Raw genomic sequence first — 11,246 nt, forward strand, 5'->3', positions numbered from 1 at the left:
AAAGGACGTCGTGCGTAGCGTCATCGGCAACTATGCCGCCGAAGAGCTGCCTACCAAACGCGACGAGATCGCTAAAGCGATCGACGACGGCATCCGCAAAAATATCGAAGCGCTGGCGAATTCGCCAGTGGATCTGCTAGCCGTACAGCTTAGAGAGATCATCCTGCCGGCGAAGGTAAAAGAGCAGATCGAGCGCGTGCAGATCGCCAAGCAGGAGGCCGAGCGCACTAAATACGAGGTCGAGCGCGCAAATCAAGAAGCGCTTAAAAAGGCTGCTCTTGCCAAAGGTAACGCAGACGCCGTCAAAATCGAGGCTCAAGGTCGCGCCGATGCCGCCAAGATCGAAGCCGACGCGCAAGCCTACGCCAACAAAGAGGTCGCAAAGAGCTTGGATGCAAATCTTTTAAGCCTCAAGCAGATCGAGACGCAGGCTAAATTTAACGAGGCGTTGCGCGAAAACGGCGACGCGAAAATTTTCCTAACGCCGGGCGGCGCGGTGCCTAATATCTGGGTCGATACGAAAGATAAGGCGAAGCAAAGCGCCATCGAGCGGGAAAATTAAAATTTCAGGCAGTTTGCGCCCCAATTTCGCGAACTAAATTTAATAACAAGTTGCTCTGGGCGCATAAGCTTAACTCGCGATTTTGCGAGCTAAGCTTAGCAGCGAGTGAAAGCTCGTGACGAGCAGAACTCGCGCCCGTCGCAGCTTAAGTCTAGCGGTCGCTTAAATTTAGCCGCTAGATTTGTCCTTTAAATTTACGAGGCGCGCCGCTTCGTAAATTCATAACTAAAATTCCGCGTGCGGCGGCTAAATTTAAAGCGTGCGCGACTTCGCAAACTAAGGATCAAAGATGAAGGTAGATTGGCAAAAACTGGGCGGGCTACTCCCCGCGATCGTGCAGGACGCGGGTGACGGCGCGGTTTTGATGCTCGCGTATATGAACGAGGAGGCGCTAAGCCTTACGCTACGTACCGGCTACGCGCACTACTTCTCGCGCAGTAAAGGGCGTATCTGGAAAAAGGGCGAGAGCAGCGGTCACGTTCAGCTCGTGCGAGAGGCGTTTTTGGACTGTGACAACGATACGTTGTTACTTAAAGTAGAGCAATGCGGCGGATCTGCCTGCCATACGGGCGCGCGAAGCTGTTTTTTCAAAGAGATTTCGCTGCAAAAATGCGGCGAAAATTTCGATTTCGATAGTTCGAGCGCTTGCGGCGCGATAAATTTTGCAGAGCACGGCTCTACAGCCTCTCTCGCGCAGAAAAATTCCGCGAATTCCCGTGCAGGGCAAAATTCCGTAGCCTGCGACGGCTCGCAAAATTTTATGCCTCAAAATTCCACTGCCTCTTGCGATCGGCAAAGTTCTGCGACACAAAATTTTACGGCAGCAAATTTCATCGCAACAAATTCCGCCGCAGAGCGCAGCGAGCAAAATTTAGACGCCGCCTCGCAAAATTCTACGCTCGAAAGCTCCGCAGAAAAAAGCCCGTACGGCATTTTGGACAAAATTTACCACGTCTGCTTGGATCGCAAGCTAAACGGCGAGCCCGCACTCTCCTACGCCGCCTCGCTCTACGCGAAGGGCGAAAACGCCTATCTCAAAAAGATCGCCGAGGAGGCGTGCGAGTTCGCGCTGGCGTGCAAGGACCTCTCGCGCAACGGGCTTTACGCAGACGTCGCGCGCGAGAGCTTCGGCGAACACAGAGCGGGCGAGCCGCGATACGACGTGATTTACGAGGGAGCGGATCTTTTATTTCACCTTCTGCTCGCGCTTGCGGCGCACAATATCCACCCGGACGCCCTACTTGACGAGCTAGCGCGCAGGCAAGGACAAAGCGGCATCGAAGAAAAGCGCAGCCGAGAAAAAAGCTAATTCTGCCTTGCGGCGACCGCGAGTTTATTTAGAGCAAAGCACGCCTGAAGCGAGCCGTAAAGCTTGGGGGCGATTTTACGCTGCGAAGGCAAATTTAAGGGTCGATAATGAACGAAATTTTAGAGCGAATTTATGAGATAGAAAGCCTCGCCGAACTAGAAATTTTTCTGCGCGCCCAGGATCAAATTTTAATCCGCGAGCGGCTGCTAGGCGAATTTGACCGCTACGCCTTTTATAAAAACGCTAGCGAGTGGAACAAAGCCGTTAAAATTTGCGAATGCCTAGCGATCGTAGGCTGGGGCGAGCGCGAGAGCTTAGAGGCGCTGCGCGGGAAATTTTACAACGGTTATGCGATGACCTATTTTTTAAATGCGCACGGCGAGCCGCGCTTTGTAGAAGCTATGTGGTCGAAACGCAAAACCGGGCTAAGCATGCAAGACGGCGATACGTTCTTTCACGAAAGCCCGGATGCGGCGGACAAAACGCTCGCACGCCCCGTGAAAGAGGACATTTGTGACCTCAAGCTAAACAGCCAGCGCAACTGGATAGCCAAAAATCCCATCCGCATCACGCGCGCTATCAGCAACTGCTACGAAAACTCGCGCGCCGTGATAGAAAGCCTCTTTGCGGATCTACAACCGGCGCTAAATGCCAAAATGCGCCCTAAAATTTACGGCTACGCGATCAACTACATCAAGCTATCGTGCGCATTTAGCTTCTCGGATGACGGCTGCAAAACAAACTACATCATCGCGCCCGATAAGTCGCGCCTAAGCTCGCAGCGCGCGTGGGAGCTGATACACGAAATGATGAGCGAGGAGGAGCGGCGCGCGGGCGGTTACTATCTGCGGAACCGCTTTGAGTATTCGCCGTTTAGAAAAAGCACGGGCAAAACGGGCGCGCTGATACATTTCGAGCGCGAGTTTAGCGAGCTAGCGCCCATGGAGCAAAAGCGAAAGATGGGCGAATATTTTTTGACGGCGCTAAAGCAGATCGCGCAAAAGCAAAGCAGGCTTAAGTATGATTTCGCCGCGATGATAGAGGATTTTAGTAAAATTTTAAGCGAGTGGACGGCGGCTGAAATTTAGCGCTCGTCGGGGCGGCGCTTTAAAACACATCGGCGGCGTGCAAATCCGCGCGTAAATTTAAGCGCTTGCGTAAATCGTAAAATTTCACTAAAATTTTAAAATCAAATTTTAAAGGATAGCTGATGAAGCAGATCACGATGCAGGAGGCTTTGGACGCGGTTAGCGAGCGCTACTGCAAAGGCCATCACTACGAAAACGTAGCACTCACCGATGAGATGGTGCGCCGCATCTGCGAGGTAAAAAGCCTCGTAAATATGGGCTTTATAGCCACGGCGATTACGGACGCGGCACTACAGCATCTAGCCACGCTACCGAAGCTTGCGTATCTGTTTTTGCAAGATAGCGATAAGATAAGCGGCGAGGGCTTTAGATACTTTGCGGGGCACGCCAAGCTCGAACACATCGGTATCGAAAACGTTAGCATCACGGATGAGGGGCTAAAAGCGATCGTGCAAACCCCGAAGCTAAAATCGCTGCGCCTGGTCAATTCGCGCGTGAGCTTTGCGGGGCTGCTAGCCGCGGCGGATACGAAAATCCAGTTTTATCTAGACGGCGGGCGGTTTAGCAAGGAACAAATTGCGGAATTCGAACAGGCGCAAAGAGACGCCGCAAAGAGCAAAAAGAAGCTTGATCCGCAGGACGCTGCGGCGGCGCAGAGTGCACTTTTAGAATTTTTCACGGCGATGAGCGAGTGGGAGAAATTTGCCGCTTCGCGAATCGATGACGCGGACGACGGCGAGGTGCAGCGCAGATGCGACGAGCTCTTTGCGCGATACTGCACGCCCGTTAGGCGCAGCGGCTTCCGCCCCGAGGGCATCTCGTTTTCGATGATGGAGGGCGGCACCTACGGCGGGTACGAGCTAACGGACGCCGAATGCGAGAGCAAAAATAAAATTTACATCTACGCCAAGGACAAACACGGCTTTGCGCGCCGCTTCCTGCTCGTGCGCAAGGACGGGCGCTGGCTCGTAGATAAGTGCCAAGGCATGAGCGGCTGCTGGAAAAACCGCGGGCTGTAAAATTTGAGCGTAAAATAGGCTCAAATTTCATTCTCGGCGCGATCGCAGGGATAAAATTTAGCCTGCCGCGAGTACGGCGATAAAATTTCATCGGCGCTGCAAAACAAAAACAAAGAAGGCAAATGAGCGGTAAAATTTCTGCGTACGACGCGCACGGCGATCAAAGAAAGGCGCGAATGAAAAGGCGAATTTTCTCCGAGCTGGGCGGCTTCGTGGTGTACGAGCCCGCGCTGCTAGCGCGCTATCTGGATGAGCACGGGCTTGCAAGCGGCGACATTCTTGCTTATTTTACGCAGACCGAGCACGGGGGCGCGGTTACAGAAGAGGGTATCGCGGTGCCGATATTGGGCGTCCGCAGCTTTAAAATTTCACAGCACTTATAATCCATATATAATGACGCTGGAATTTAGTGGCACTAATGTATTTTTTTAGAAGTCAATGTTTAATCAAAATTTTATAATTTTAGATGTGGAATTTGCGTTTAAATCAATTAAATTTAAGCCGCCAAAGACGGCTTAAATTTCACCTCTCGAAAACGAAAATTTTATTCACGCCACCTTCTCTGGACGCGACGTAGAATTTACCCTCTTTGATGGCGAGCGCATGGGCATCGCTCGCCCCTTCAAAGCTATAAACTTCCACGATCTTTCTGCTGCGCGGATCGAGCTTTAGGATGCTTGAGTATTGCTTCGAGAGCAGATAAACAAACTCGCCGCTCGCATCCATGCCCGTGATATAGTAGTCGTTTATATCCCTGCCATCCTTCACGCCGAGAGCCTCATCGAAGCTCGGCACGAACTCGGTCGAGAGCATGTTGTCGGCATCGCTAAAGCTCGCTACGCTCCAGCTCTGCTTTATGTTATCCGGCACGCTAGCGACGAAAAACTCACCATAGAAATCCGAGTGATCCCACGAAAGGATGAACTGCTGTTTGGCGCGCACAGTGGAGTAGCGGTCCTTGAAATCGAGCGTGAAATTTTCGTATCCGTCGTGCAGATAGCGCCATGCCTTGTTCGCTTCCTCTTTGCTTTGATTCGGTACAGGTCTGAAAAACTCATAGGTTTTATTATAGCTCATGAGTCCTACCGAGCCTTTAAAAAAGCTCGCCGCGACGGTCTCTTCCATCTGCATTATCCAATCGGGCGTGCTTCGTAGATAGCTTTTTACGGTTTTTAACTCGCCGTCCATTTCGTAGAGCTCAAATTTTAGCGTACCGAGCAAGAAGCTTCCGCTCGCCGCATCGTAGTCAAGCCCCGTGACGGGATTATTGTTGTTTAAATTTAGCGTTATCTCGCCGCTTTTGCGTAATGGCGTTAAATTTGTCACTGCGCCATCCGCAGGATTTAGATTAAACTCGCCGCCAAACGCCAGTGTGGCGCACAATAGGGTTAAATTTAGAAATCTTTTCATCTTCAGCCTCACTTCGGTAAATTCGGTAGTTTTGGATTCCAGCTTTCGCGGAAGTCAATTTCAGTCTCCTCCCAGTGATCAAGCTCCCAAAACCACTTTGACGGATCGATGCTCATGCGTGAAGGCGTCGCGGAGGCTAGATAGGGCGGCGGGCCTGCGGTGATAAAGGCCTGCACGCAGTTAAAAGCCATAATGATCGCAAAGGCTACCACGGCTATCTTGCCTAGCGCGAAGCTCGGCAGAACCGCACCGTATGCGCCCTCTTCGCTTTTTTGCATTATTTTGCCTACGTTTTTGCCTAACAGTAAAATCACTCCCAAAAATATAATGACGCAAAAATGCACCACTACGACCCAAAACTGCGTGTGCGCGCCTAAAATTTCAAGCCCGAAGCCCTGCTTGATGTCGAGGTAACCGCCGCCGGTGCCGTCTAGGCTGTAATGCAAAAAGCCGTCGTATAGCCCAAGGCATCCTAAAAAGAGGATCGCGGCTAGGTATTTGACCGTAAATCCGTATCTAACGATCAATAGGGCCACGAATGAGATTGCGACCATGCAAAATCTCTCGTGCCAGCACATGATGCAGGGGCTATCGCCCATGCCAAAGCCCAAAACCAAACACGCGATGCCTACGGGCAGGGCGATGAGGGCGAGGGCGGCGAGGGCGAAAAGATTAAAAAACCGTTTTTCATCTTCACCCCAGCCTGCAGAAATCTCGGCGCCGCGAATGAGGCTTTGAGACATTTTATCTTGCATACTTTCCATTGTTTGCTCCTAAAAATTTCCCATAGGCACGACGGCAAATTTATTCACCCACGCTATCATGATGACGAGTATAGCGATACCCGCGATACCAAAGCCCATAACTGCGCGCTTTTTCTCAGGTCTAAACCACAACAAAAGGCCCGCGACGAAAAACATCAGAACCATTAAAAATTCCATATTTTCTCCTTTCTTACTGAAATTTAATATCGTAAAAATATTACTATTTTGCTTATTAGACGCATATTAAAAATTGTGTTTTTATCAGTGTAAATAAATTTTTTATGAAATTTTATGATACTAAAATAGCCATTTTTAAGAAAATTTTTTCTATTTCAGCTTGATTTAAATTTATCTAAAGCATTTCGATTAGCCTGATTTTGCTTGTGCGAGTCGCGTGATAAAACGCCACGCGATTGAAATTATAAAATTAGCAAGAAGATGGGCAATGACTTCTAGCGTAGCGGCAAGCGAGTGGGGGGCAATCATCGCTGGGGCGCATCCATTTTTCTTGCGGCGGAGCGGTCTCTTGCATTATGTCTATCTTCTTACGTTTAGGCTGTATTCTTACGCCGCGTTTTCCCCTACTGAGTGCTCGTTTCGGTAGCGGACGCTGCCTCGTTGATAGCAAGCAATACCTTGCGATCGGTTTATGTCGGTTGCGGATGCTGTTCATTGCGCAATGAAATTTTGAAATTTTACAAAGCTTGCACAAGCCGATCGCTTTAAATTTTTGCTTGTTCTTAATCGCGAAGTGTCTGCCCGTGAGTCTTTGGCGGCATGCCAAACATCCTCGCGTATTCCCTGCCGAGCTGCGACGAGCTTTCGTATCCGATGTCAAAGACCGCCTGCGACGCCGTCGTGTCGCCGTTTTGTAAGACATATTGGCTTCCTACAACCTAATGCACTTTTGAAAATCAATCGGGCTTAGCGCAGTATTGCAGGAATTTTTGCGTGTCGTAGAGATACTGCTTGCCCTAAATTCCATCATTTTGCCGCCGCACAGGCACAAGCACGCGCTAGGTTCGTAGATATTCACGAAAGTCCGAGGGCTCGTTTTGGCAGTAGAAGCTAAGCGCTTGCATGGGCGTCTGAACGTATCCATAGGCAGGATACAGCTCGCCGGTGATCTTTGCGGCGTCTTTTAAAATTTTATCTACTTCGTTCATGCTCGCTCCTTTAAATTTATGCAGATTACACTTACATTTGCACGATTAGGCAAGGAATTTGGACTATCGTGCTACCGCAAAATTTTAAAAAAGGCTATAATTTAGCAACTTTATTTAAAGGAGAGAAGATGACAAATTTTAGTTTTTGCAACCCCGTGAGGATAGAATTTGGCAAGGGCAAAGAGGAACATATCGGGCAGTATATGAAGGAAGCGGGCGCGAAAAAAGCTCTCGTGTTATACGGTAGCGAGCGCGTGCGAAAGAGCGGCCTGATGGACGTCGTGGAGAGCAGCTTAAAGGCAAGCGGTATAGAATTTACGCAGCTTGGCGGCATAAAATCAAATCCCGTGCTAAGCAAGGTAAATGAAGCGATCAAGCTCGCTAAAGAATTTGGCGCCGATAGCGTGCTTGCTGTAGGCGGCGGAAGCGTGCTGGACTCGGCAAAAGCCGTAGCCGCGGGCGCCTGCTACGAGGGCGACGTGTGGGATTTTTTTACCGGCAAAAGCCCGAGCGTTGCGCTTAAAATTTTTGATATCATCACCCTCGCCGCGACGGGCTCGGAGATGAACTGCGGCGGCGTGGTGACCAAGGAGCAGACCAAGCAAAAATATGCGATCGACGCGCCGTGTCTATACCCGAAAGTCTCGGTCATAAACCCGCAGCTGCAAGCAACCGTCAGCCGCGAGTATCTCGTATATAGCGCGAGCGACATCATCGCGCACAGCATCGAGGGGTATTTTACCGCTAGCGTCCATCCGGAGATCGTGCGAGCCTATATCGAAGCTAACATCAAAACCGTCATCCGCACGACCGAAGCTCTGCTCGCAGATCCGAGCGATTACGATGCGCGCGCCGAGTTTGCGTGGGCCGCGACGATGGCGCTAAACGGGCTAACTTACGTGGGCGTGGGCGGCTTCGGCTATCCGAATCATATGATCGAGCACGCGATGAGTGCGGTCGTGGACTGCGCGCACGGAGCCGGTCTTAGCGTGGTAATGCCTGCGTGGATGAGGTGGTATAAGGATAGAAATTTAAGTGCGTTTGAGCGTTTTGCTCGTGAAATTTTCGGCCTTAAAAGCGCGGATGAAGGCACCCTGGCGCTTAAGGCGTGGTTTGATAAGATCGGCACGCCTACTAATCTCGCACAGCTTGGCATCGAAGGCAAGGTGCTAGATGAGGTCATAGACGTAGCCGCGACAAATGCTAAAGCGTGGAATATGGCGGAGCTCTACAACCGCGAAAATATCGCTAAAATTCTTGAGTTGGCAAGATAAATTTAAATGGAGTAAATTGGTTTATGGCTTTAGCCTCTTGCTTTGACTTTTGATTTTCGGACGGTCGTTAAACCGTCCGAATTTATCATTTTGGATTGAGCTCTTTTAAATATTTGGCTAGCCGACTTTGCCTATTTACTTGCTAAATTTGAGAAAGCGGACCGGTGGATATTCGCAGCTTGCTATTTTATAAATTTTGCTAAAATTCAAAAAATCAAGGAGGCACAATGAGCAAGATAGATGAAATTTGTAAGTATTTGGACGCTAAATTTAGCTCAGACGGCAAGATACAAAGCGATATAAAGGAGCTATTTGTCTACCGAGCAAGCGTGCCGACTGAGTTTTTAACCGGCGTTTACGAGCCGGCGCTTTGCATGGTTTTTAAAGGCTCAAAACTAGCCAAAGTCGGTAATAATTTTTACGAGTACGATGAGCAGCGCTATCTGCTAGCCGCTACGCATATCCCCGCCGTTGCGAAGATCAAAGGCTGCCCGTATCTAGCCATAAAGATCAACTTTGAGCTAGAAGATATCTTGGGCGTGATCGAGAGTATAGGCGGCGCCGAGAGCAAAAAGGGCGAGTTTGCAGGGCTAGCTCTTGGGGCGGTAGACGATGAGCTGCTTGAAGCCGTATTTAAATTTATCCGTTTGCTAGAGCGTCCAAACGATGCTAAATTTTTAGCAAAGCTCGCGATAAAGGAAATTTTATACATACTCTTAAAGGGCGAAAACGGCGATTTCCTACGCCAATACGTAATGCTAGAAACCATAGAAAACCGCGTCATGCGCGCTGCTAAAGAGATAAAATCAAACTACGCCGAGGCGATAAATATCGAAAATTTAGCCAAAAAGCTCGGCATCAGCGCATCGTCGCTCTATCATAACTTCAAGCGTATCACGACGCTTAGTCCGCTTCAATTTCAAAAAAAGATCCGTCTCGAAGAGGCAAAAAAACTCTTATTAAATCAAAATTTAGACGCCGCAGAGGCTGCATTTGCCGTCGGTTACGCGAGCCCTTCGCAGTTTAATAGAGAGTACTCCAGGATGTTTGGCATGCCTCCTAAGGCGCACGTCTTAGCCATAACGGGCGCTTAAATTTAGTGCGGGCAGGTCTGCTGTCCTCTCATTGATTTTATTTCACAAGCTTCTTTGTCTAAATTTTATATTTTGGACCAGCTTAACTACAAATTTGATCTAAATTTTGCATTTTTTATAAAATTTGCAGAAATAGGCAATGATTTTGCAGGATCGTTCTACCGCCTATTTTCTAAAACTGTTATAATCATTTCAGTTTAAAAATCAAAATTACAAGGAGCAAAAATGCAGTATTTAATCTTAAACGACGGCAACAAAATGCCGATTTTAGGCTACGGAGTCTATCAGGTGGAGCCTGCGGAGGCTCAAAGGTGCGTTGAGGATGCGATTGGCGTGGGTTACCGTCTCATCGACACCGCGCAGGCTTATCGCAACGAAGAGGGCGTTGGCGCGGCGGTTAAAACGGCGATAGCCGGCGGCGTGAAACGCGAGGAGCTTTTTATCACCACAAAGCTTTGGGTGAGCGACGTAAGCGAGGAGCGGGCGCTAAAAGCCTTTGATGCGTCGATGAAAAAGCTAGGGCTTGACTACCTCGACCTTTATCTCATTCATCAGCCATATGGCGATATTTACGGCTCATGGCGAGCGATGAAACGTTTGCGCGATGAGGGCCTTGTTCGCTCTATCGGCGTTAGCAACTTCTACGCCGATCGGATCGTCGATCTGTGCGAAAACAGCGGCGTCATCCCTGCGGTAAATCAGCTTGAGTGTCATCCATTTTTTCAGCGTGAAGCATTAAAGCGCGTGCTTGATGGCTACGGCGTAGCGTTTGAGTCGTGGGCTAGCTTCGCCGAGGGTAAAAACAATATATTTAAAAACGCCGTACTAAGCGGTATCGGTGAAAAATACGGCAAAAGCTCAGCTCAGGTTATTTTGCGCTGGTTAATTCAGCGCGACATCATCGTCATTCCAAAGAGTGTAAAAATAGAGCGAATGAAGCAAAATTTCGATATTTTTGATTTCGCGCTTGCGCCTGATGATATGGCTGCTATCGCTGCGCTGGATACAGGCAAGACGCTATTTTCCGACCACAGAGATGACAGCATGGTAAAACGGATTATAAACTGGATGAAGGATAATACGCCAAAACAATAAAAGCAGGCCTATTTTTCGATCACCGCGACCCGCAATGGGTCAAAAGACTAAATAACTATAAATAAGGAGCAAGCAATGAAAAAACGCGATTTTATGAAAATTTCAGTAGGAGGAGCAGTAGCTATGAGCAGTTTAAACGCAAAAGAAAACAATGCTGGCGAGAGGGTAGAAAAACCCAAAGTCCCATTCGCCAACCCGAGCAAAGAGGCTGCCGCAAATGCGGCTAAAAATCCGTTCGGCCTGGTCTACGGCGACGCGATAAGCAAAAACGAGGCGGGCAAGGTAAATTTGACGCCGGTAAGCTATAAATCTCGCGGCTTAGATATCGCGGCCAACGTCTATACGCCCGCAAATTTTGATCCTAATAAGAGTTACGCGGCCGTCGTCGTGGCGCATCCAAACGGCGGTGTGAAGGAGCAGGTAGCGGGCCTCTATGCGCAGCGCCTAGCGGAGCTTGGCTACGTC

The 11,246-nt window shown here is 49.4% G+C and carries 13 protein-coding genes and 2 pseudogenes; 11 read left to right on the forward strand and 4 right to left on the reverse strand.

Annotation, left to right across the window (positions count from 1 at the left end; translation table 11 throughout):
* From Q0340_RS05405 to Q0340_RS05430, 6 genes and pseudogenes are all read left to right on the forward strand, one after another.
* Window positions 1–562: SPFH domain-containing protein (locus Q0340_RS05405; protein WP_298082477.1), on the forward strand; the 562-nt coding region annotated here is incomplete at its 5' end.
* A gap of 289 nt (window positions 563–851) precedes the next feature.
* Window positions 852–1,163: pseudogene (gene hisI, locus Q0340_RS05410) on the forward strand (phosphoribosyl-AMP cyclohydrolase); the annotation flags it as partial.
* A gap of 54 nt (window positions 1,164–1,217) precedes the next feature.
* A complete protein-coding gene (locus Q0340_RS05415; protein ID WP_363317251.1) occupies window positions 1,218–1,871 on the forward strand; it encodes a phosphoribosyl-ATP diphosphatase in 654 nt (217 codons plus the stop codon).
* 107 nt (window positions 1,872–1,978) lie between these two features.
* Window positions 1,979–2,959, forward strand: coding sequence for a hypothetical protein (locus Q0340_RS05420; protein WP_298082478.1), 981 nt, complete (start codon window positions 1,979–1,981; stop codon window positions 2,957–2,959).
* 122 nt (window positions 2,960–3,081) lie between these two features.
* Window positions 3,082–3,978 (forward strand): NTF2 fold immunity protein, encoded by an 897-nt coding sequence (locus Q0340_RS05425; protein ID WP_298082479.1) that lies wholly within the window; start codon window positions 3,082–3,084, stop codon window positions 3,976–3,978.
* Between the two features lie 122 nt (window positions 3,979–4,100).
* Window positions 4,101–4,361 carry a hypothetical protein gene (locus tag Q0340_RS05430; RefSeq protein ID WP_298082480.1) on the forward strand — a complete coding sequence of 87 codons (261 nt, stop codon included), beginning with the start codon at window positions 4,101–4,103 and terminating at the stop codon, window positions 4,359–4,361.
* Window positions 4,362–4,500: 139 nt separating this feature from the next.
* Here the strand turns inward: Q0340_RS05430 and Q0340_RS05435 are convergent, their stop codons facing one another.
* The 3 genes from Q0340_RS05435 to Q0340_RS05445 are packed head-to-tail and all read right to left on the reverse strand — an operon-like array spanning window position 4,501 to window position 6,329.
* Window positions 4,501–5,388 carry a hypothetical protein gene (locus Q0340_RS05435; RefSeq protein ID WP_298082481.1) on the reverse strand — a complete coding sequence of 296 codons (888 nt, stop codon included), beginning with the start codon at window positions 5,386–5,388 and terminating at the stop codon, window positions 4,501–4,503.
* Between the two features lie 8 nt (window positions 5,389–5,396).
* Window positions 5,397–6,152 carry a disulfide bond formation protein B gene (locus Q0340_RS05440; protein ID WP_298082482.1) on the reverse strand — a complete coding sequence of 252 codons (756 nt, stop codon included), beginning with the start codon at window positions 6,150–6,152 and terminating at the stop codon, window positions 5,397–5,399.
* A 9-nt stretch (window positions 6,153–6,161) separates the two neighbouring features.
* Window positions 6,162–6,329 carry a hypothetical protein gene (locus tag Q0340_RS05445; protein WP_298082483.1) on the reverse strand — a complete coding sequence of 56 codons (168 nt, stop codon included), beginning with the start codon at window positions 6,327–6,329 and terminating at the stop codon, window positions 6,162–6,164.
* Between the two features lie 600 nt (window positions 6,330–6,929).
* Here Q0340_RS05445 and Q0340_RS05450 point away from each other — a divergent pair.
* On the forward strand, window positions 6,930–7,052 hold the full coding sequence (locus Q0340_RS05450) for a hypothetical protein (protein ID WP_298082484.1): 123 nt from the start codon (window positions 6,930–6,932) through the stop codon (window positions 7,050–7,052).
* 116 nt (window positions 7,053–7,168) lie between these two features.
* Here the strand turns inward: Q0340_RS05450 and Q0340_RS05455 are convergent, their stop codons facing one another.
* Window positions 7,169–7,318 carry a hypothetical protein gene (locus Q0340_RS05455; protein ID WP_298082485.1) on the reverse strand — a complete coding sequence of 50 codons (150 nt, stop codon included), beginning with the start codon at window positions 7,316–7,318 and terminating at the stop codon, window positions 7,169–7,171.
* A gap of 128 nt (window positions 7,319–7,446) precedes the next feature.
* Between Q0340_RS05455 and Q0340_RS05460 the strand changes: the two genes are divergently transcribed.
* From Q0340_RS05460 to Q0340_RS05475, 4 genes and pseudogenes are all read left to right on the forward strand, one after another.
* A complete protein-coding gene (locus tag Q0340_RS05460) occupies window positions 7,447–8,592 on the forward strand; it encodes an iron-containing alcohol dehydrogenase (protein ID WP_298082486.1) in 1,146 nt (381 codons plus the stop codon).
* Between the two features lie 227 nt (window positions 8,593–8,819).
* Window positions 8,820–9,686 carry an AraC family transcriptional regulator gene (locus Q0340_RS05465; RefSeq protein ID WP_298082487.1) on the forward strand — a complete coding sequence of 289 codons (867 nt, stop codon included), beginning with the start codon at window positions 8,820–8,822 and terminating at the stop codon, window positions 9,684–9,686.
* Window positions 9,687–9,911: 225 nt separating this feature from the next.
* Window positions 9,912–10,781: an aldo/keto reductase gene (locus Q0340_RS05470; RefSeq protein WP_298082488.1), complete on the forward strand. Its 870-nt coding sequence runs from the start codon at window positions 9,912–9,914 to the stop codon at window positions 10,779–10,781.
* Window positions 10,782–10,856: 75 nt separating this feature from the next.
* A pseudogene (locus Q0340_RS05475) lies at window positions 10,857–11,246 on the forward strand (alpha/beta hydrolase); the annotation flags it as partial.

It is taken from the genome of uncultured Campylobacter sp., from assembly GCF_938045595.1.
GTDB lineage: Bacteria > Campylobacterota > Campylobacteria > Campylobacterales > Campylobacteraceae > Campylobacter_B.